A 22,507-nucleotide genomic window follows, 5' to 3' on the forward strand; every position below is an offset into this window, starting at 1 on the left:
TCAGTTAGTTAAAATTAGAAACTTTTGCAACCATCGATAAAAATCAATTGAAATTGATCTTACATCTCACTTTAAATGCAAATACGCTTAAAGGATAAAAAATAAGAATACTGTGGTATTTTGTCGCACTTTATGAGTTTATCCAAGATTAACTCATATTTTATGGCACACTAAATTCTAGAGACTTGATTGATGCTACACATCACTTACGGGCTCGACTCCATTCCTTAATTAAGGAATATTTGTTTTATGTTATATTTATATGCCTGCTATGCCTTTTGTGTAGCAGGTTTTTTTTGCAATTTACGCTGTAATGTTCTTCTATGCATTGATAGTTGGCGTGCAGTTGCCGAAATATTACCATTATTAACTTTCAATACCTGCTGAATATGCTGCCATTCGACTTGCTCTGCCGATAATACTGTTTCTTCAATAGCCTGCGTCTCAATGGGCATGCAATTACCATCAAGTAAAGTTGATAGTAAGGTTTGTGTATCAACAGGTTTTGCTAAATAATTATCAGCTCCAAGCTTAATTGCATCTACAGCTGTCGAGATGCTCGCAAAACCTGTCAATAATACTATTTTGGCTTCAAGTAACAGATTACGTATTGGCTTTATTAACGCTAAACCACTTTCATTTTCCAGCTTCATATCCAGTAAGACATATTCAGGCATGTAACGATGACAAGCTAATAAAGCATCACTAGCCGTAAAACAATTAAAGACTTCAAACCCATGTTTTTCCATACGCCTTTTCATTGTTTTGGCTAATGCAATATCATCTTCTACTATTAATAGTTTTCTCATGTTTCCTTCCATAACATACACATAAGAAGCTCTTTGATTATAAAACTAAAGGTAAGCTTATTGTTGCTATAGCACCTAATTCGTTGTGGTTAGTTAATACCAACTTACCACCTAACCTTTCAAAACTAGAATGACTCAAAAGCACTGCCATACCAAACCCTTGATCACTCGCAATGGGTTGAATACCTAGCTGCGCTAACTTTTCCTGAGTAAATCCTTTACCAAAATCTCTTATTTCTAACGTTAAATATTCATCATCACAAGTCGTCTTAATTTCAACTTTTTGACAATTATTCGCTTGAGTCGCTCGGATAGCATTATTTATAATATTAATTATCGCTGGCAATAAAGAGCTATTAGCTTGTACGTTTCTATCATCACCTTCGCTACATTCTACTGTAACTAACATTAACTCAGGATGATTTAGCGCAATATAATCTTTAATATCTGCACAAATTCTCGTTGCTGAAATAAGATAAGTATTTTGTTCTTTAATATCAAATACCATTTGACGAAAAGATGACAAGCTATCCGTACATCTTTTTAATTCGAATTGTAAGTCATTTATTAAATCAGAGGTGGGTGAAAGCTCTTTCAACTCATCAACCAACATACAAGCCGTTGAAATAGGAGTTGCTAATTGATGAGTAACTTGAGCAGAGGCCACCCCTAAAGAAATAACCTTTTCTTGTTTAAGTTGTTCTTCCCGGTATTGAGCGATAGCTTTATCTTTTATGCGATTATTAATTGCCATACGACCTACAACTAATGCAACAACTAACGCTGAAAATAAAAAGTTTATCCACATACCGATAAAGTGCCCTTCCATATTACCATGCATGACACTCATAGGCATTAGCCATAGCTGAACTGAATAGCTAGCAATGGCTAAACAAGCGACAAAAAATAAACGTGGCGCAGATAAAGTAACAGCGGATATAGCAATAGGAATAAGCAACAAGGAAACAAAAGCATTCGTCGCACCGCCACTATAACTAAGTAAAGCAGAAAGAAAAATAACATCAGCAATCACTTGCCAAGATAAAGACTGTTTACTCACATGTTGTTTTTTTCTAAAGTACCAATAACTGCCAAACGTAAAAATCACTTCACAACAAATAATTATTACTAATTCAAACCATGGTAAATGATAGTGAAGTACAAAATGAACAAATAATAGCAGTATAATTTGAATTACAATCGCTACCGTCCGTAACGACAACACCATAAAAATAGGGTTTAATTTAATCGAATGTGACAGCATCGTTTTACATACACTTATTAACTCAAGATAACGAACCACAAGTGTATTGATTAATACAGATAATTGGTATGACTTAGCACATAAAAATTTGATAAAACTAAAATCATGATAGACAGCCGTCTATGCGCAAAATACAATGAGCTATCATAAATAAAGTATATAAAACGTTAATAGGGTCACTATGAAAACTAATTTAATCACCTTAGGCGCTGGATGTTTTTGGTGTACAGAAACTATATTTTCAAGATTAAAAGGTGTTATTACTGTGGTTAGTGGCTATGCTGATGGCGATATAGAAAATCCGACTTATGAGCAAGTTTGCTCAGGTACCACTAATCATGCCGAAGTTATTCAAATAGAATATGATCCAAACGTTGTGTCTTTTGACCAATTATTAGATGTTTTTTTTGCTATTCATGATCCAACAACACTAAACCGTCAAGGTGATGACATAGGAACTCAGTATCGTTCCACTGTACTTTATCATAATGATGCACAGCGCGTTGCCACACTCGAAAAAATCGCACAACTCAGCCAAAGCGGGGAATATGAACAAGCTATTGTTACCAAAGTTGCCGCTTATTCAAATTTTTATAGTGCAGAAAGCTACCACCAAAATTACTTTACAAACAACACTGATAACCGATATTGCCAACTTGTTGTGGCGAAAAAAGTACAAAAATTTCTAACAACTTTTTCTCATTTATTAAAAGCATAGAACCTAGGTTCTATGCTTTAAACACTAATACATCATTGAAAATAATTTACGGCGATATTTAGACGCTAACGGATCTCCCTCTGGTAGCGCCTTTAATACATCAAGTAAAAAATGCTTACTTTCCCCTTCATCTACATTTTTTTGCACTAAAGTAAAAAGAATAGCTAGCGCTTCTTCATAGCGATTTACTTGGCTGTATTGAGCCGCTAACTTCTTTTGTAATTCTATATCATCAGGTGACTGCAATAACTCTTCTTCAAGTGCTTGTATTTCGGGAGAGTCAGCAGCTTCCATCGCTAATTCAAGTTTAGCAAGAATCGTTTGATAGTAACTATCTTGATCAACCATTTTTATGCTTGAAATTAACGACTGTGCTTCAGATAATTTACCTATTTGAATGGCGCATTCTGCCAGTAACAATTTGATATCAGCGCGATCATTGTTTAACTGGTATGCGCTACTAATACTGGTATATGCTTCGTTAATTTTCCCTTTTGAAAATTGCTCTTTAGCTATTTTTAAGAAGTTATCTTCAGCTTTAGGTAAGTATTTATCTAAAAAAGTCGCTATTGACTCATCAGTTTGTGGACCAGAAATGCCGTCAATGGGTTGCCCATCTTTTATCAATACGGCAGTAGGCAATGATTGTAAACCAAACTGAGAAGCTATTTCTTGCTGCGTTAAGCAGTCAACAGTCGTTAATAAAATTGTATCTTTGTGTTCAGCCAATTTAGTCGTCAATAAATTTTTTAACTCAACACTTTCAGGTACTTGTTCCGCCCAGAAGTCAACTAACACTAGGGTACTTTTAGACTGCTCAAGAATAATTTGTTGAAAATTCTCTAAGGTAATTGCTATTGGGTAATCTGTCACTGTTCTTTCCATTAAATAGGCGTAATAATGCAATTATTCATTTGGTTTAAAAAGCATATACCATTTGAATTTTTGTCATATTAACTTTGCTTCTGTATAACAATTAATTTGGGGCTTACTTTATTTAAACAAGGGGTTATATTAAAACTTTTATTTTTCCAATATAAGCCTATAGTTAATTTATGCATTCCATTATTCATTGAGCGAATAGTGAGTTACATACCAAAAGGTATACGTCAGGATTAAGTTAAACAATTAAATACATTGTACTGGGATACAGGTGCTAAAGCATTTACTAATAATAATCTATAGTTCTCTCATCGCATCTAGTTATGCGGAGCAGAAGTTATCTGTTAACTATTGTGTTGATCCTAATTGGGCCCCTTATGAGTCAATAGTTAAACAAAAGCATACTGGCATTTCTAAAATTTTTGTGGATCTTATCGCGGAAAAATCAAATATAAACTTTATTCTTGTACCCACGTCCTCTTGGGAAGAAAGCTTAGAATTCGTTAAATCTGGTCAATGCGATCTAATTCCACTTATTAATACTAGCGAAAAACGTCGACAATATTTATCTTTCAGTGATGATTATTTTAGAGCTCCAAATGCTATATATGCTCATTTCAAAAATCCTATCATAGGTAACTTGTCCGGCTTAACTAATCAATCAATTGCGGTGGTTAAAAGCTATCGTCTACATCACCACTTAAGTAAACACTTCCCAAATACCAATTTAGTTCCGGTAGAAAATGGATTTCTTGGATTACAAAAAGTCGAGAATAATGAAGTGGATTACTTTGTTGGTTCATTTCATGCGGCTAATCGTATTATTCAAGAAAATAATTTCAGTAATATTAGAATAGCTGGTATAGCGAACTTAGAAGATCAATTACGTATTGGAGTTGCAAAAGAAAAAGAGTATTTACTCCCTATTTTTAATCAAGCAATAGCTCAAATAACTAAAGAAGAGCGCAAGAAAGTCACACACTATCTAAAATCAATTAAAATAATTGAGCCACCTAATTATAGAATAGCTCTTCAAGTTAGCTGTTTATTTTTAATAATTGTAGTTATATTGTTGATTCGTTATTTGCAATTGAAACAACATGGTAGAGCCCTTGCAGATAAAAATATGAAACTTGAAGAACTCCATCACACGTTAGCTGAGAAAAATCTTCAATTAACAGAGTTAGCAATGAAAGATCCTTTAACCGGTCTATTTAATAGAACTCATCTTTCCAAAATTATTGAACAACAAATTAAGCTTACCGCTCGTTACCAAACACAAGTATGCATGCTCATGATAGACATTGATGACTTTAAAGCTATCAATGATAACCATGGACATACTATTGGGGATAACATTTTAAAAAATATCGCAAAAACTCTACTATCTATAGCAAGGGAAACTGATATTGTGTCACGTTGGGGAGGAGAAGAATTTGTTGTAGTTTGCCCAGAAACATCATTAGAAGAAGCATACAAACTTGCCGAACGTATCCAAAAAGGAATGACTAAAATTCATATTGATGAAATCAGTGGGGTGACTTGTAGCATTGGCATTGCCGAATTAGAAAAGGGGATTACCGCTTCAGAATGGTTTAAATATGCAGATAAAGCTATGTATCAGGCCAAATTTAAAGGTAAAGACTGTATCCAGATAATGAGTTAATAATAGCAATTAACTGGATACTTCACCCCTTTCAATCAACATAAGAGAATTAGCTGACCTGTTTTAATAACTCTCTAGCAATAATCACTTTTTGAATTTCACTAGTGCCTTCATAAATAGTCGTCACTCTGACATCTCGTGCTAATCTCTCTAGTGGATATTCTTTAATGTAGCCAGCCCCACCCATTAATTGCAGTGCATCATAGCAAGCTTTATTCGCTTTCTCTGTAGCAAAAAGCTTTGCCATTGAAGCTGCCATTCCAAAAGGCTGGCCTTGATCTTTAGTGAATGCAGCTTGCATTAACAATAATCGTGCAGCTTCTAAATCTGTGTAACGTTCTGCCAACATCCATTGTAACCCCTGAAAATTAGCTAGTGGTTGACCAAATTGTTTACGTTCCATTAAATGCTCTCTTGCATAGTCTAATGCCGCTTTACCAACACCTAACGCCAACGAACCGATACCTATTCTGCCACCCGCTAATTCACCAACAGCTACAGAAAAACCTTTGTTTTCTACCCCCATTAACGCTGTTGCAGGAATATGACAATCTTCAAAATGTACTTCATTCGTGGGCGATGCTTTTTGTCCCATTTTCTCTTCAGCTTTAGCAACCGTGATACCAGGTGTATTGGCTTCAACTAAAAAACATGAAATACCTTTACCTTTCGGTGCGTTAGGATCCGTTACCGCCCAAACAACAAATATATCCGCAAAACTTGCACTAGTAATATAAAGCTTACTACCATTTAAAATATAACCATCACCGCTTTTAACTGCGGTTGTTTTCATGCCAGCAGGATCAGACCCTGCACTTCCTTCAGTTAAACAGAATCCACCGGCTTTGTATTCACCGCCACAAAGCTTAGGTAAATAGTTCTGTTTTTGCTCTTCATTACCGACAGCTTGAATGACTTCTGCAACCATATTAGTGACCGACGTGGTCACAGCTGTTGAGGCGCAGGCTTTAGCTATTTCAGTAATTGCTAAACTAAACGCCACACTTCCGGCTTCAACACCGCCGTATTCAGCTTTAATATTAAGTCCCATAAAGCCTAATTCAGTTAATTTGGCTAAGTTTTCTAAAAATAAAGGTTGATTAGCATGTTCGTCTAACTGTGCAGCAACAGGCGCAAGTTCACTTTCAGCAAACTTACATGCCATATCCTGAATCATCATTTGTTCTTCAGTTAATGAAAGATTCATATCTGTCTCACTATCAAAAAGTAGAAATATTATGGCGCTATAGTATACAAAACCATGTTAATTTACACGCCAACTTAACGTTTACGTAAACTTAAAGCGTTCTTAAATATTTACAATAAAAAAAAGCGCCTTCAATTTTTATTAATAGGCACTTTATGCATAGGTGATTAAAATTTATTTAATTGACTAACCCAGTAAAAACCAAAGCAAGCCAAACCCTAAAATCAAGCGATAAATAACAAACGGCATCATGCCTATTTTATTGACTAATATCAGAAAATAATGAATACAGGCGTAGGCGCTAAAAAAAGCGAGCACACTTCCTAAGCCTAATACTTGCCAATCAACGGCTTCTGTTGATGAAATTAACTTATAAGTTAAATAGCCGCCTGGCATAATGATCCCAGGTATAGACAAAAGAAATGAAAAACGGGCAGCATTTTCTTTGGTTAATCCTAACATCATACCCAGTGTCATAGTTATTCCGGAACGTGAAGTACCGGGAATTAGCGCTAAGGCTTGAGACAAGCCAATAATCATTGCACCTTTAAAACCTAAATTTTCAATGCTGACATTTTCTTTCGCTTTAATATCAGCAAAACCAAGTAACAAACCAAATCCAATGGTTGTCGCTGCAATAACGGCAGCTGAACGTAAATTAGCATCTATAAAATCGTGACCAAGAAAGCCAACCAACCCCAAAGGGATTGACGCTAGTAGTATCCACCACGCTAATGTACCGTCAAAACTTTTTTTATTTTTTTCAGGCCCTATACCAATAGTGCCAAACCAAGCAACCGCCATTGAAGCGACTTCTTGACGAAAATACATTACAACAGCAAGTAAAGTTCCCACATGCAATGCAACGTCTAATACTTGCCCTTGATCTTGCCAACCTAAAACAGCAGAAGGAAGAATTAAATGTGCCGAACTTGAAATAGGAAGAAACTCTGTTAACCCTTGAATAAGGGATAAAATGAAAACTTCAAATATACTCATAATTTTACGTTACCTGTGGATGGATTCCATTGAAATGGAACTTTTTCAATTTGTTGTAAATTTTTATCGAATTCGTCCCATAACTCATTAAAACTTTGCTGTTTTTGTGGGTGTTTTAAATTACCTGCAATCTCAGCTAACGGCCACAAAACAAAAGCATTAGTCAGAATTTCATGCCGTGGAATTTGAATGGGTTCCACCAAAACAATGTTATCGAACAACAAAATATCTAAATCTAAAGTACGAGAACTAAATTTTTTTGCATCAACAGGTCGACCAAAGCGTATTTCTATAGCTCGTAATTGCTCAGCCACTTCATTAAGTGATTGCTGAGTATCTATTCCTATCACCATATTAAAAAAACTATCGCCTACAAATCCTACTGCTTGGCATTCATATAAAGAAGATAACCTTAACGTCCCGTAAACCTGATGAAGTGCATTTAGACCGTTAGCTAAGTTTACTTTCTTATTAATGTTTGAGCCGAGAGAAATATAAACCTGCGCCATTATTATTGCTTACCCCGTTCTATTTCGACCCCAACCGTAATCGCATTGTGAACAGCACCTGGCTTTCCTATTGTTAACTTTAACCAAGGTATGTGATAACTCGACATTAAATAATTCGCCAATCTTTCAGCAAGTGTTTCAATTAAATCGACAGAATTATTATTCGCAAACTCCGCCACTTTTTCTGAAATTTCAGCATAATCAAGGGTTTTAGCTAGTTCATCGTTTTCAGCGGCAAGTGCTGTATTCCATCCCATCATTAAGTCAATGACTAACGTTTGTTTAATTTCTTTTTCCCAAGGATAAAAACCTATGGTTGTTTGTATACTGAGTCCTTGAATAAATACTTTGTCCATGACTAGTCTCACTAAAATAACAGCTAAAAATATATTCCGACTTAAAATAGTAACCAAATAAGCGAATAATAGAAATAAATGGCGAGTTTACCTGCCAAGGAGTAGAAAAACTAGCAAAGTAAGGGATAGAATAAGGAAACTTTTCTATTTTATTTTTTCTGGCGGAGAAATTGATTAAAATAATGGCGTTTACTTTCAGGGATAGAAAATAATTATGTTGCTATTAACAATTATTTTGATAATTTTTGCTTATTTATTAGGTTCTATTTCTAGCGCCATTCTCATTTGCCGACTACTTAACTTACCCGATCCTAGAACTGAAGGCTCAAATAATCCAGGCGCAACAAACGTTTTAAGAATAAGTAATAAACGTACTGCGGCTACTGTATTAGCTTTTGATGTATTAAAAGGTACTATTCCTGTATGGGGCGCATACTTTTTTGGCATTGAGCCAATCTATTTAGGCGCTATCGCACTAGCCGTTTGTTTAGGGCATATGTACCCTATATTTTTTCAATTTAAAGGTGGGAAAGCCGTTGCTACAGCGTTTGGCGTTTTACTTCCTATAGGGCTAGATTTAGCCGGTTTACTGGTTTTTACATGGTACTTTGTTGCAAAAACCACTCGATACTCAAGTTTAGCAGCTATTATTACTGTAAGTTTAGCTCCCTTTTACACTTGGTTACTTAAACCCCTTTATACTTACCCTGTTATTATGTTATCAGTGCTGATTATTTTAAGGCACAGAGCAAACTTAGTACGCTTACTTAAAGGTACTGAACCTAAAATATCTAAGAAATATTAAATAGCGGCTAAGGTATCTAACGGCCAACGTGGCGTAGCTTTAAAAGACAAATCAGCAAATACGCCTGCTTTTAATCGTTGCATACCGGCATAAGCTATCATCGCGCCGTTATCTGTACAAAACTCTGGTCGAGGATAATAAACTTTGCCACCTAATTTAGCCGTAATTTGTTCAAGTTTAGCGCGCAATTCAGTATTAGCACTCACACCACCAGCAATAACTAAACGCTTAAGCTCACATTGAAGTAATGCCCTTTTGCATTTTATTGCTAAAGTATCAACTACAGCTTCTTGGAAGGCATAAGCAACATCCGCATGTGTTTGCTTATCCATTTCTTCTTTATGAATGGTATTAGCGGCAAAAGTTTTTAGACCACTAAAACTAAAATCTAAACCAGGCCTGTCAGTCATTGGGCGAGGAAATTTAAAACGCCCTTTTTTTCCTGTTTCCGCCATTTTTGCTAGCGCAGGTCCACCGGGATAATCTAAACCTAGTAGTTTTGCTGTTTTATCAAAAGCCTCGCCGGCCGCATCATCAACAGACTCACCCAGCAGCTCATATTGGCCAATACCATCGACTCGAACCAACATAGTGTGACCACCTGATACGAGTAATGCAACAAAAGGAAAGTCCGGCACATCATCCTCTAACATAGGCGCTAGTAAATGACCTTCCATATGATGTACAGGCACCGCAGGTAAATTCCAACCGTATGCCAAACTCCTTCCAATAGAACACCCTACCAGTAATGCGCCAACTAACCCAGGGCCTGCTGTATAGGCAACACCATCTAAATCTTTTGCCGTTAACTTAGCATCAGCCAGTACTTCTTTAATCAAAGGAATTGTCTTTCGTACATGATCACGTGACGCTAATTCAGGTACAACACCACCATAATCAGCATGCACTGCTATTTGGCTATAAAGGCGATGAGCTAATATCCCCTCTTTTTCATCATATATGGCAATACCAGTTTCATCACAAGAGGTTTCTATTCCTAAAATTCGCATATGGCTTCTAACTATGATCATGGTTAAATGTTAAGGGACAGCGATTTTACCTAGCATTTTGTAATTAAACTAGTCCAATTATCATTTAAAACTTTACATTAATAGGTCATTAGCCTTAGAATACGGCACCAATTTTTGATAGAGCGGGTGTAAGTTAGACTAAACGAGTCGAAACGGTCACCGATTTATATAGATATAAACTAAGGTAAGAGGCAACATGCCAGTAATTAAAGTAAGAGAAAACGAACCATTTGACGTAGCATTACGTCGTTTTAAACGTTCATGTGAAAAAGCAGGTATCCTTTCAGAAGTTCGCCGTCGCGAATCTTATGAAAAACCAACTTGGGAACGTAAACGTAAAAAAGCAGCAGCTGTTAAGCGTGCAGCTAAAAAAGTTTCTCGTGAGAATGCTCGTCGCATTCGCATGTACTAAGCCGACCTTAGTTTAGAATACTAAAATTGAGTAATAACAAGTGACATTACTTGAACAACTCAAAAATGAAATGAAAAATGCCATGCGCGCTAAAGACAAATTACGTCTTGGCGTTATTCGTATGGCATTATCTGCTATCAAGCAAGCTGAAATCGATCATAACACCGAAGCAACTGACGAGAATGTTCTTCCTGTTTTAACCAAAATGGTTAAACAGCGAAAAGAGTCAATAAAAATGTTTTCTGAAGGTGGTCGCGACGATATGGCTGAAAATGAACAAGCAGAAGTGGCTGTGTTAGAAGAGTTTCTTCCGCAACCGCTTACCCCAGAAGAAATTAATCAATTAATTAGCAATGCTATCACTGAATCCGGCGCCACTTCTATGGCTGACATGGGTAAAGTAATGGCAATTTTAAAACCTGCAATGCAAGGTAAAGCTGACTTAGGAGCCGTAAGCGGCCAAATAAGAGCAGCATTAAATAGTTAAACTAATTGTATTATTGAAAAAGCCGCATATTTACTGAATATGCGGCTTTTTATTATCATTAACTCGTTTTATTTAATATCACTGTCCCATTAATATCATTTCAATAAAGATATAAATAGAGATTGAGATCAGAATCATCTCGGGTGTAAACTACGTTCCCGATAAAATTTTTGTAGAGGTTTTTACAGTTAATGGCCGGTATGATCCCTCGACAGTTTATTGATGATTTACTAGCACGAGCAGACATAGTTGAGCTTATTGACTCACGCGTGCCATTAAAAAAAGCAGGTAAAAATTATCAAGCCTGTTGCCCTTTTCATACAGAAAAATCACCTTCATTTACCGTAAGCCAGGATAAACAGTTTTATCATTGTTTTGGCTGCGGAGAGCATGGCAATGCCATCTCATTTTTAATGGAGTTTGATCGCCTTGAATTTCCTGATGCCATTGAAGAGTTAGCCTCTCATTACAATATGGAAGTACCCAGAGAGCAGCAAAACCAAAGCCCTGCTCAGCTTAAGCAACAACAACAAGCCTACTTGCAAAAGCAAGACGACTACGAATTAATGGCGAATATTAGTCGTTTTTATCAACAACAACTCAAAGTCGCTCCCGATAAAGATATTGCTATTGACTACCTAAAGGGTCGAGGGTTAAGCGGTGAAATAGCTAAACGTTTTGGCATAGGTTATATCAGCGATAACTGGGATGGCATGATGAAACTGTTCGGCAGGAATGCCAATGTTAATCAGCAACTTATTGACTTAGGCATGGCAATTGAAGGTGATAAAAATAGACCTTATGATCGTTTCCGTGGCCGTATAATGTTCCCTATTAGTGATAAACGCGGGCGCATAGTTGGGTTTGGCGGTCGAGTACTCGGCGATGGCACGCCTAAGTATTTAAACTCTCCTGAAACTCGCATATATCATAAAGGACAAGAACTTTACGGGCTTTATGAAGCAAAACAAGCCAATAAAAACTTACAACGATTAGTTGTAGTTGAAGGATATATGGATGTGGTAGCGCTTGCTCAACATGGCGTTGATTATGCTGTTGCATCACTTGGTACAGCAACTACACCTGAACAGTTACAAACACTTTTTAGAACTGTAAAAGAAGTTATTTGTTGCTATGACGGTGATCGTGCAGGGCGAGAAGCTGCTTGGCGAGCAATGGATAACGCACTACCTCTAATACAAGATGGATATTCGCTTAAATTTGTATTTTTACCTGACGGTGAAGACCCTGACTCATTAATTCGTCAGCAAGGACAACAAGCATTTGAAGATATAATTAATCAAGCGACACCTTTATCAAAGTTTATATTTGATCATTTACTTGCTCAGGTCGACATTCAAACAGCAGAGGGTAAAGGCGCATTAATAGAATCATTCCAGCCTTATTTAACAAAACTTCCTGCCAGTACGTTAAAGGATACAATCTTAACTCAATTAGCCAATCATTTTGGCCATGGTAACGAGCAACAACTCGCGAAACTCAATAAATCATTTGCGACACAAACATCAATAAAACCAAAGACTAAGCAACAAAAAGTCACTCCTGTACGTTTAGCTATTGCATTATTACTTGAGTATCCCCATATAGTAGGATCATTACCTGAGCCGACCATGCTGCAACAAATAGATATACCGGGTCTTCCGTTATTGAATAAAATTATTGCTATATGTTTGCAAAATGAAAATATAAAAAGTGCTCAATTACTCGAACACTTTCGAGAAACAGATGAAGGTAAGCAACTTGCCAAACTAATGTGTTGGCAACATCATGTTGTAAAAGAAGCCGCAGAAGGCGTTTTTTTAGACAGTATTGAAAAAATATTAGACAGTTTTGTAGAACAAAGAACAGAACTATTATTACAAAAAGCACGCACAGGTGAAATGAATACGCAAGAAAAGCAAGAATTACAGGCGTTATTAAATGCATAAAAGCATAAATAAGCAATGAGTCTTAACTCAACTGCTATAATTTAACTACTGGTAATATATCAAGCATTTTGCTATAATTTTCAGCTTTACTGTTCGTAATTTGATAGCCATAAAAGGTGGACAATCGTCAATGGATCAAGCCCCACAATCTAGACTTAAAGAGCTCATAACCAAAGGTAAAGAGCAAGGTTACTTAACGTTTGCCGAGGTTAATGATCATCTCCCTCAGGATATTATCGATTCTGATCAGGTTGAAGATATCATTCGTATGATTAACGATATGGGTATTCAGGTATTTGAAAACGCGCCTGATAGCGATACGTTAATGATGAGCGAAGCTAATACCGACGAAGATGCCGCAGAAGCAGCCGCCCAAGCACTTGCTACTGTTGAAAGTGAAATAGGACGTACGACGGATCCTGTCCGCATGTATATGCGTGAAATGGGTACTGTTGAACTATTAACCCGTAAAGGTGAAATAGTTATTGCTAAGCGTATCGAAGAAGGGATCAAAGAAGTTCAACGTTCGGTATCAGAATACCCGCCAGCCATTAATTACTTGCTGGAACAGTGGGACAACTTTGAAGCAGAAGAAGGTCGTTTAAGCGATATCATCGTTGGCTTTTTAGACCCAGATGCTGAAGAGGAAGAGATTCCAATTGCCGCTACACACATCGGCTCTGAATTATCAGAAGAAGAACTTGATGATGAAGATGACGACAATGAAGATGGCGACGATGAAGATGAAGAAGACGTTGATACAGGGCCAGATCCTGAATTAGCACGCGAAAAATTCACATTGTTACGTGCCGCATATGAAAATGCTAATAATGTAATTGCTAGCAAAGGTCGTGGCCATGCCGAAGCGCAAAAAGCTATTGATGAACTAGCAGAAGTTTTTAAAGAATTTAGATTAGTACCAAAAGTATTTGATCGCTTAGTTAAAAATATGCGTTCAATCATGGATCGTTTACGTGTTCAAGAACGTTTAATAATGAAGCACTGTGTTGTTGGCGCTGGTATGCCAAAAACTACTTTCATTAAAATATTCCCAGGTAACGAAACCTCTAAAAACTGGTTTGAAGAGCAAAAAGCGGCTGGTGAACCTTATTCTGCAAAATTAGCGGACATTGAATTAGACGTTGAACGTTGTATCTACAAGTTAAACCAACTTGAAGAAGAAACTTTCTTAAACGTACATGGCATAAAAGACATTAACCGTCGTATGTCAATTGGTGAAGCAAAAGCTCGCCGCGCGAAAAAAGAAATGGTGGAAGCCAACTTACGTTTAGTGATTTCAATTGCGAAAAAATACACCAACCGTGGTTTACAATTTTTGGATTTAATCCAAGAAGGTAATATTGGCTTAATGAAAGCTGTTGATAAATTTGAATACCGTCGCGGTTATAAATTTTCAACGTACGCCACATGGTGGATACGCCAAGCAATAACGCGTTCAATTGCTGACCAAGCACGTACCATTCGTATTCCAGTACATATGATTGAAACGATTAACAAACTTAATCGTATTTCTCGTCAAATGTTACAAGAAATGGGCCGCGAACCAACACCAGAAGAATTAGCAGAACGCATGATCATGCCTGAAGATAAAATTCGTAAGGTATTGAAAATAGCAAAAGAACCTATTTCGATGGAAACACCAATTGGTGATGATGAAGATTCACACTTAGGTGACTTTATTGAAGATGGTAGCGGTGAATTGCCAGTTGATTCAGCAACAGCTGAAAACTTAAAACATGCTACACATGAAGTACTAGCTGGCTTAACGGCCCGTGAAGCTAAAGTACTTAGAATGCGTTTTGGTATTGACATGAATACTGACCATACGCTTGAAGAAGTAGGTAAACAATTTGATGTTACCCGTGAGCGTATTCGTCAAATAGAAGCCAAAGCATTACGTAAATTACGTCATCCTTCTCGTTCTGAGCAACTGAAAAGTTTCTTAGATGGTGAATAAGCTTATAAATAGCTAAAATTAAAAGCCCCTTAATGGGGCTTTTTTGATCTCAGAGCGACATACGATACAAAAGACATTACATTCTAGCTTATAGCTTTTGAAGAAATCCCCCTTAGAATGCCCTTAAAACTGAATGACTGCCTAACATTTAAGCTATCAGTCTTATTTTAATGACTTTTTAAACTTCTAATAGTGACAACAATTTAAAAAATGCTTATACTGCACGCCGTTTCGTAGAGAACACCTCGGAACAGAATATAACTGCTTAGCTTAGTTTGTTAGAACATTCGATTTATATCAACTGGTTTAAAGTAGTTATAGAAAAAAGTTAGTCCAAATTTGTGAAAATGGGCCCGTAGCTCAGTTGGTTAGAGCATCCGACTCATAATCGGCAGGTCCCCCGTTCAAGTCGGGGCGGGCCCACCATTTTCACGAATCATACGACTTATATAGTAGTGCCATCTAAATTAATAGTATTTTACCTAAGAAATTTCCAAGTCCTACCAACACAAATTTAAACCACACAGTTTCCTGTGTATTTTAAAAGACCAAGACACCACTAATTAAAACAAATAACCTTATAAAAAAGCTGTAATTAAGTTAGTTTGAACATAATAAGATAAATGGTGGTATTAAATTTTCTGTCTTTCGTAGGCAGGTATATCAAAGTAGCTATCATCTCTAGTTTTTAGAGCTTCTTTAAATGCTACTTTTTTATTTTTTCTCTCATTAATATTTTCACCAAAAACTTGAAAGTGAGCTTCTTCCATAATTTGAGTGGAATGTTCTCGATTGATAATAGATAAAACCTCACCTGCATGGATATAACCTTGAATACGGTTTTTCAACTCCCTATCAGGGACTCTTGTGGAAACTGATTCGAAATATTGAGTAAATAACGCACTCAGTTTATTTATATACGTATGCTCATTCATTGATTTTCAACACCCCACTCAAGTTATGATTAACCTGAAGATAGTAGTAATTATAGATAAAACAAAAAACTCATCATCAGTACTTTGATTACTTATCACCATCAAAATAACTGGCAACTCGTTCTGGCCAATCTGGTGAATTAATTCTTTTTAACAAAGACTCATTAATTGATTCACGTATAAGGCTACTATCAGGTAATGCAAATACATAATCTTGGCGGGCTAAGGTTATAGGTAAAACTTGTAATTCTCCTGCATACTCTTGCTTAATAGTCCAACGCAATAATGGTGCGTCATAAACAACTACATCAACTTTACCGTCAGCTAGTTTTTGTAATGCTTCACTTAAACTGTCATTGTTTTCAAATTTTAGTTTACGGTTTTGTAACCAACTAGCACTAGTACTGCCATTTACACTTGCTATATGCATACCGACTAAGTCATCAGCATTGTTTAATTTACTACTAAGTTGACCAATGGTAAGCGCACTTGTAATGGATGCGGTAAAGAAAGATACAATAATCAGTGCCGTTAACATCCACACCATACCGAGTAATCGGCCCCCAATAGTACGTGGCGCAACATCACCATAACCTACCGTTGTCATGGTAACCATTGCCCACCAAAAACCGGAAAACAAGCCATTGGCGCGGCTACCACCAAACTGCTCCGGATTTGCTTTTCGTTCAAGCAGCCAAGCAACAAATCCAACACCTAACAATAATAATGTCAGCATACCAATCACTTTTAGAAAAGCGGGAGATGCTAGCGCTGCCAATACGGCTAACCAACCAGATGACCATTCATTACGTACCGCAACCGATAACCCTGAACTAGTAATGGTATGTGTAAAATCCATTTTTTTTGCGCGATCTGCTGTAGCCGTAATCGCACCTAACCCGACATCAAGCTGCGCATTAGATGTTGCACTTAATAATCCATCTAAATCATATTCTTGAAACCGGTAATCCCACCCTTGTTCTTCAGCTATTTCTTTCCATAAATCTATGGCTAAGCCACTAAACGATTCGCCTTCTATTTTCGCAAAAGGCGGAGCTTCTTTTACACCTATTACTAAGGTATTGTTCGAGGTACTTTGCTCTTTAAGAATTGTTGTTGCATCAACTTCGGTCGTATTTTGTCCGTAAGCTATACTCGACATACATAACGCAATTAATGTAAGTAAGCCGCACAGCCACATTGGTTTAATTATCATTTTATTTATCATGTGGTTACTCCGTAGTGATTGAAGAGCACTTATGTTAACGTAATATTATCATCGTTGCACTTTCAATAATTTTATTCGCAAGCAAAGGTATATAAAACATTAAAGGCTACAGTTTATGAAACAAAAAAGCGTAGATAATATTCAACAAAACAACGGTACAAAAAACAGCCTTTGGGGAAAACAAACACAGTTATCTTTGCAGTACTTTACTATTGGATCGCACTGTTTCTCTATGGATTTCATTAATTCACTCATTAATATTAAAAAGGCTTGCGCACAGGTTAACTATAATGAAGGTCTTTTAGACAAAGATATCTATCAGAGTATTCTTCACGCCTGCAGCGAACTACAACTTAATGATTACTCTATACAGTTTCCTTTGAGCGTTTGGCAAACTGGATCAGGTACTCAAACTAATATGAATGTAAATGAAGTTATCGCTTCATTAGCAAATACCTTTAAAGCTAAAAAAATTACTGATGCTCAAACAAAACAACAATTAAGTAGAACAATACATCCTAATGATCATGTCAATTTATCGCAATCTTCTAATGATGTATTTCCTAGTGCGATGCACATTGTGGTTGCCGTACTAACTCATAACCGTTTATTAAAATCGCTTGCTCATTTAAAAAGTTCACTTAACGAAAAACAGCAACAATTTAAGGATGATTTTACGGTGGGTCGTACCCATCTTATGGATGCTTTACCGCTATCAGCAGGGGCTGTATTTTCGGGCTATTATGAGCAGTTATCGCAAGCAAATAATGCAATTTTAGACAGTTTACCAACGATTTATCAGCTTGCGTTAGGCGGCACAGCCGTTGGTGGTGGTGACAATGCACCTATTAATTTTGGACAAAAAGCAGCAAAAGAATTAAGCGAATTATATCAGTTACCTTTCACCGCAAGTAATAACACTTATGCTGCCGTTTCAGGTGAAGATGCTATCATTCGTTACAGTAGCGCTTTAAAGCAACTGGCAAGTGTATTGTTTAAAATGGTAAATGACTTTCGTATGCTTGGCAGTGGCCCGCGATGTGGCTTAAATGAATGGCTATTACCGGCAAATGAACCAGGGAGTTCTATTATGCCAGGTAAAGTAAATCCAACACAATGCGAAGCCTTATCTATGGTTTGTTTACAAATATTTGGAAATGAGCTAACTGTTTCACTTGCTGCCTCCAATGGGCAATTACAACTTAATACCTACCGCCCTGTTATCATTCATAATGTAATGGAAAGTATCGAATTATTAACCGATGCAATGACTTCCTTTGCGGATCACTGTGTAAGCGGCCTTGAACTGAACAAAACTCAAATCAACACTAATATGCAGCAAAACTTATCTGTTGTGACTCTGCTAGCACCAACGCTCGGTTACGATGTAGCCACTCAAATAGTGCATGTTGCAAACGATAATAATCTCTCGTTAGCACAAGCGGCTGAAAAACTTAATTTATATAGTATTACTGAATTTGAAGTTCTGTTATCTCAATCATTACACAACAAAAATACAAACTAATCACTTCGCTTAATATAAATAAAACTAAATGATTTATTTAACAAATTATGTGCATATTCGTTCAACACAAATGCGACATTTTGTCACATACCGCTGCCAAAGTTTCTCCTGTATAGTTCTGCATACTTTTGTTCATTCATAACATGTTGTAAAGCAAGGATAACTTATGCTTCTTTTTCGATATAAACCACTCTCAGCTTGTTTTAGCCTAAGTTTAGCTTTGCCATTAATTACTTTTGCAAATGAAAATAATACGGTTAACACATCAGATGAACAATTAGAAAAAATTGTGGTGTTGGGAACACAAAGTAAGTTGGAAATAGAAACAGAACAAGCGCTAACACCAGGCGGAGTTTCTATTATTGATAGTGATGAGTTCTACAAACGAAATGTTTCAACACTTGCTGATATGCTACGTTTTGTACCTGGAGTGTGGACAACTAGCGGTTCAGCTGGAGACTCAACATTTTTTTCGAGTAGAGGGTCTAACCTAGACGCCACTAACTATGACGGAAACGGAATAAAGTTATTGCAAGATGGGCTTCCCGTCACCGCGGCCGACGGCAATAATCATAACAGAATAGTAGACCCATTAAGTACGCGTTATGCCATTGTAGCTAGAGGATCAAATGCACTTACATATGGTGCTAGCACTCTTGGCGGAGCAATCAATTTTATTAGTCCTACCGCTCATGATATGGAAGCATTTCAAGTTTATCTAAATGCTGGAAGTCATGGCAAATTAGAAGGACGAGCAACAGCAGCAACTGTTAACGGCGACTTCGATGCCATAGTTACATTAGAGAAAAAACGCTTAGAGGGTTATCGAGGGCATCAAAATCAGGAACGTGATGGTTTTTATTTAAATGCTGGCTGGAAGTTTAATGAAGACGTACGAACACGTTTTTATTTTACTTACATCGATAATAACCAAGAACTCCCTGGTGGGCTTAGCCAAGAGCAGTTTGATGAAGATCCCTATCAAGGGCATAATTCGGCAATTGTTGGAAACTATCAATATGATGTAGAAATGTGGCGTATCGCTAACAATACCATATGGAACATTGACGAAAACAGTAGCCTTTCAGTGGGTATCTCTTACGAAGATCAAGCGCTTTACCATCCTATTGTCTACAACCCTTATTTCAGTTTATTAATCGATACTGATCAAAAAAACTTAGGTACGTCGTTACGCTATAACTTTACTTTAAATGAACACAATATACTCTTCGGTATAAATTACGCAGAAACAACAGTAACTGGTGGCAATTACGAACATGAGAGTGGAATACACAAAGGTATTTCAACCATTGTTGATAACAAAGCTGACAGTCTCGAAGTATTTTTAGTGGATAGGTGGCAATTTGCCCCCAATTGGAAACTTATTTATGGCATACAAGCAGTTTCAGCTAGTCGAAACGTAAAAAATACGAATGCACAAAACAATACCGTTTATAACCCTAAAGCTGATTACAATAGTATTAATCCACGTGTTGGTTTGATTTATCAATGGTCAGACAGTGTCGAGTTATTCGCAAATGTCAGTCATCTTTACGAACCGCCAACAAATTATGAATTAGAAGATGATGCAAGCCCAGATAATAAAGCACTTAAAGCCATGCAAGGGGAAGTTATTGAAATAGGTACACGCGGTAAAGAAACATTTCAAAAATCTAATTATTGGCATTGGGAATTGGCGTTTTATTATGGAAAATTGCAAGACGAAATTCTTTCAATTGACGATCCAAACGCACCTGGCACTAGTTTGTCATCAAACAATGACGATACCATTCACGCAGGTTTTGAAGCATTACTTGGGGCCAGCTTTGTGCTTGATAATAAAGAAGTACATAAGATTGAGCCCCTATTAAGTTTGACAATTAACGAATTTTCTTTCAATGATGACCCTATTTATAAGAACAACCAACTCCCAGCCGCTCCTGGTTACGCAATAAAAGGTGAAATACTTTATCGTAACGCTAATGGATTTTTTATTGGCCCAACATTCGACATTATTGACGAACGTTATGCTGACTTTAGCAATACGTATACTGTGGATAACTATACATTGATAGGCCTACGTACAGGTATTAGCGGTGAATCATGGGAGGCTTTTGCAGAAATGCGAAATATTACAGACGAAGAGTATGTTTCACTATTTAGCGTAAAAGATATCGCTAAAACCAGTGATGCTATTTTACAAGCTGGCGAACCTAGATCTATTTACATTGGGGTGAAATTCCATTTTTAGCTAAATGACCGTTTAAAGTAACTACTATGAGAAATGATATGTTAAATAATGAAGCAAATACGCCTGTTAAAACATACAACTTCTATAGTTCTGTATGGCGTTGGCACTTTTATACGGGGTTATTTGTTATCCCGTTCTTATTGATTTTATCGCTAAGTGGTTTATTAATGTTAATCACTAAGCCAGTAGAAAATTGGCTTACCCAACCCACTATTTCTATTCCTGCTGACACTACAAAGCTTTCTTCTACATCGCTACTAAACATAGTGCGTACTAACTACCCTAATACCACGGTACTCTTATTCGTTCCACCTAAAAGCAATGAAGATTATGCTCAATTTTCTCTTAAACAAGCTTCCGCACATGGGCATTCTGGTCATAACGCACCAAGTACTACCGTTCAAATAAACCCATACAGTGGCGAAATACTAGGAGAACTAGACTCAACAGCTAGTATTTACGAAAAGATAAAAACACTTCACGGCAGTCTTTTCTTGGGTTCAATTGGTGATAATTTAATTGAAATAGCTACAGGCCTTAGCATAATGATGATCCTTACAGGGCTTTATATGGCATGGCCTAAAATTAGTTGGCGAACATTAGTACCTAACTTTATATTCAAAACACAAGAAGATTGGCGTCGATTGCACAAAAGCCTTGGGGTGCTCATTGCAATTCCTTTGCTACTTTTTTTATTTTCGGGGCTTGCTTGGACCGATATTTGGGGCGGAAAATTAGTTCAACCATGGAGCTATTTGCCAGGTAGTAACTTCAAAGCACCCAAAGTGTCAGATCAAAATGTAGCTAATCAATACATTGAATCAAAAATAATTAAAGTCCAAAAAAATGAACATAATCATGAATTAATGAATCATGCGGCAGTTTATCAAGTGCCTTGGGCATTAGAAAAAATTCCTCTTCCTGAATCAATAAAAAGCAGCGACAATATTGATTTAGAAAAAGTAATTAATATTGCAAAAGAGCAAAATTTTAACCAATATCGAGTACATTTCCCCAAAGATGAAACAGGGGTATGGACTATTTCAGCAACAACCATAGCTGGCGATATTACTAACCCTAGTATGGAGCGTACCTTACATTTAGATCAATCAAATGGTGAAACATTGGCCGATTTTAAATTTGAAGATTATTCTGCTTTAGGTATGGCAATGTCGGCATTTATCCCTTTTCATCAAGGTGATCTAGGTCTTTGGAACTGGTTATTAAATGTTGCTATTGTACTGCTTGTTCTCCTGTTAATTATCAGTGGTGCAACACAATGGTGGAAACGTCGACCTAAAAACAAAAGAAAAATAGGTGCGCCTTCTGCGCCAAAAAGCGCTAATAAAATTGTTATATTAATTATGCTACTTGTATCAGTCTTTTTCCCACTTTCAGCAGCAGCATTATTATTGATCATTTCCATTGATATCTTATTTATTAGCCGATTGAAAAGCTTAAAAGCCGTACTAAAATAGTTGGATATAAAATTCTGT

General features: G+C 36.7%; 20 protein-coding genes and 1 tRNA gene. 11 read left to right on the forward strand and 10 right to left on the reverse strand.

Annotated elements, in window-relative coordinates:
* Nucleotides 1-269 precede the first annotated feature (269 nt).
* Together IE155_RS03755 and IE155_RS03760 are read right to left on the reverse strand one after the other, a co-directional pair.
* A complete protein-coding gene (locus IE155_RS03755; protein ID WP_189376766.1) occupies nt 270-809 on the reverse strand; it encodes a response regulator transcription factor in 540 nt (179 codons plus the stop codon).
* A gap of 37 nt (nt 810-846) precedes the next feature.
* Nucleotides 847-2,073, reverse strand: coding sequence for an ATP-binding protein (locus tag IE155_RS03760; RefSeq protein WP_189376767.1), 1,227 nt, complete (start codon nt 2,071-2,073; stop codon nt 847-849).
* A gap of 181 nt (nt 2,074-2,254) precedes the next feature.
* On the opposite strand from IE155_RS03760, the gene msrA reads away from it, so the two are divergent.
* A complete protein-coding gene (msrA, locus tag IE155_RS03765; protein ID WP_189376768.1) occupies nt 2,255-2,791 on the forward strand; it encodes a peptide-methionine (S)-S-oxide reductase MsrA in 537 nt (178 codons plus the stop codon).
* 24 nt (nt 2,792-2,815) lie between these two features.
* Here msrA and IE155_RS03770 read toward each other — a convergent pair whose 3' ends face one another.
* Entirely contained in the window at nt 2,816-3,664 is an 849-nt protein-coding gene (locus tag IE155_RS03770) for a tetratricopeptide repeat protein (RefSeq protein ID WP_229817003.1), read from the reverse strand.
* Nucleotides 3,665-3,944: 280 nt separating this feature from the next.
* Between IE155_RS03770 and IE155_RS03775 the strand changes: the two genes are divergently transcribed.
* On the forward strand, nt 3,945-5,339 hold the full coding sequence (locus IE155_RS03775) for a diguanylate cyclase (protein ID WP_189376770.1): 1,395 nt from the start codon (nt 3,945-3,947) through the stop codon (nt 5,337-5,339).
* 49 nt (nt 5,340-5,388) lie between these two features.
* On the opposite strand, the gene IE155_RS03780 is transcribed toward IE155_RS03775, so the two are convergent.
* From IE155_RS03780 to folB, 4 genes are all read right to left on the reverse strand, one after another.
* Nucleotides 5,389-6,546 (reverse strand): acyl-CoA dehydrogenase family protein, encoded by a 1,158-nt coding sequence (locus IE155_RS03780; protein ID WP_189376771.1) that lies wholly within the window; start codon nt 6,544-6,546, stop codon nt 5,389-5,391.
* Between the two features lie 186 nt (nt 6,547-6,732).
* Nucleotides 6,733-7,545 (reverse strand): undecaprenyl-diphosphate phosphatase, encoded by an 813-nt coding sequence (locus IE155_RS03785; RefSeq protein ID WP_189376772.1) that lies wholly within the window; start codon nt 7,543-7,545, stop codon nt 6,733-6,735.
* Nucleotides 7,542-8,054 carry a 2-amino-4-hydroxy-6-hydroxymethyldihydropteridine diphosphokinase gene (gene folK / locus IE155_RS03790; RefSeq protein ID WP_189376773.1) on the reverse strand — a complete coding sequence of 171 codons (513 nt, stop codon included), beginning with the start codon at nt 8,052-8,054 and terminating at the stop codon, nt 7,542-7,544. The genes IE155_RS03785 and folK overlap by 4 nt, the downstream gene beginning before the upstream one ends.
* Before the next feature lie 2 nt (nt 8,055-8,056).
* Nucleotides 8,057-8,410 (reverse strand): dihydroneopterin aldolase, encoded by a 354-nt coding sequence (gene folB, locus IE155_RS03795; protein ID WP_189376774.1) that lies wholly within the window; start codon nt 8,408-8,410, stop codon nt 8,057-8,059.
* Between the two features lie 214 nt (nt 8,411-8,624).
* Here folB and plsY point away from each other — a divergent pair, with 214 nt between their 5' ends.
* Nucleotides 8,625-9,215: a glycerol-3-phosphate 1-O-acyltransferase PlsY gene (gene plsY / locus IE155_RS03800; protein ID WP_189376775.1), complete on the forward strand. Its 591-nt coding sequence runs from the start codon at nt 8,625-8,627 to the stop codon at nt 9,213-9,215.
* On the opposite strand, the gene tsaD is transcribed toward plsY, so the two are convergent.
* On the reverse strand, nt 9,212-10,225 hold the full coding sequence (gene tsaD, locus IE155_RS03805; RefSeq protein ID WP_189376776.1) for a tRNA (adenosine(37)-N6)-threonylcarbamoyltransferase complex transferase subunit TsaD: 1,014 nt from the start codon (nt 10,223-10,225) through the stop codon (nt 9,212-9,214). The two genes, plsY and tsaD, sit on opposite strands and share 4 nt — an antisense overlap.
* A gap of 217 nt (nt 10,226-10,442) precedes the next feature.
* Here tsaD and rpsU point away from each other — a divergent pair, with 217 nt between their 5' ends.
* From rpsU to IE155_RS03830, 5 genes are all read left to right on the forward strand, one after another.
* Nucleotides 10,443-10,658, forward strand: a complete 216-nt coding sequence (gene rpsU / locus IE155_RS03810; RefSeq protein WP_184420901.1) for a 30S ribosomal protein S21 — start codon at nt 10,443-10,445, stop codon at nt 10,656-10,658.
* Between the two features lie 40 nt (nt 10,659-10,698).
* Entirely contained in the window at nt 10,699-11,145 is a 447-nt protein-coding gene (locus IE155_RS03815; RefSeq protein WP_189376777.1) for a GatB/YqeY domain-containing protein, read from the forward strand.
* 191 nt (nt 11,146-11,336) lie between these two features.
* Entirely contained in the window at nt 11,337-13,094 is a 1,758-nt protein-coding gene (dnaG, locus tag IE155_RS03820) for a DNA primase (protein ID WP_189376778.1), read from the forward strand.
* A gap of 130 nt (nt 13,095-13,224) precedes the next feature.
* Nucleotides 13,225-15,072 (forward strand): RNA polymerase sigma factor RpoD, encoded by a 1,848-nt coding sequence (gene rpoD, locus IE155_RS03825; protein WP_189376779.1) that lies wholly within the window; start codon nt 13,225-13,227, stop codon nt 15,070-15,072.
* Between the two features lie 349 nt (nt 15,073-15,421).
* Nucleotides 15,422-15,498: transfer RNA gene (locus tag IE155_RS03830), tRNA-Ile, on the forward strand.
* A 206-nt stretch (nt 15,499-15,704) separates the two neighbouring features.
* Here the strand turns inward: IE155_RS03830 and IE155_RS03835 are convergent.
* Nucleotides 15,705-16,007, reverse strand: coding sequence for a hypothetical protein (locus tag IE155_RS03835; RefSeq protein WP_189376780.1), 303 nt, complete (start codon nt 16,005-16,007; stop codon nt 15,705-15,707).
* Nucleotides 16,008-16,095: 88 nt separating this feature from the next.
* Entirely contained in the window at nt 16,096-17,235 is a 1,140-nt protein-coding gene (locus IE155_RS03840; protein ID WP_189376781.1) for a transporter substrate-binding domain-containing protein, read from the reverse strand.
* A 115-nt stretch (nt 17,236-17,350) separates the two neighbouring features.
* On the opposite strand from IE155_RS03840, the gene IE155_RS03845 reads away from it, so the two are divergent.
* The 3 genes from IE155_RS03845 to IE155_RS03855 all read left to right on the forward strand — a co-directional run bounded on the left by IE155_RS03845 (nt 17,351) and on the right by IE155_RS03855 (nt 22,489).
* Entirely contained in the window at nt 17,351-18,760 is a 1,410-nt protein-coding gene (locus IE155_RS03845) for a class II fumarate hydratase (RefSeq protein WP_189376782.1), read from the forward strand.
* Between the two features lie 166 nt (nt 18,761-18,926).
* The gene (locus IE155_RS03850; protein ID WP_189376783.1) at nt 18,927-21,011 is read left to right on the forward strand and encodes a TonB-dependent receptor family protein; all 2,085 of its coding nucleotides are present in this window, start codon (nt 18,927-18,929) and stop codon (nt 21,009-21,011) included.
* A gap of 26 nt (nt 21,012-21,037) precedes the next feature.
* On the forward strand, nt 21,038-22,489 hold the full coding sequence (locus IE155_RS03855) for a PepSY-associated TM helix domain-containing protein (RefSeq protein ID WP_229817006.1): 1,452 nt from the start codon (nt 21,038-21,040) through the stop codon (nt 22,487-22,489).
* The last annotated feature ends 18 nt before the right edge of the window (nt 22,490-22,507 follow it).

It is taken from the genome of Thalassotalea profundi, assembly GCF_014653195.1.
Lineage (GTDB): Bacteria > Pseudomonadota > Gammaproteobacteria > Enterobacterales > Alteromonadaceae > Thalassotalea_B > Thalassotalea_B profundi.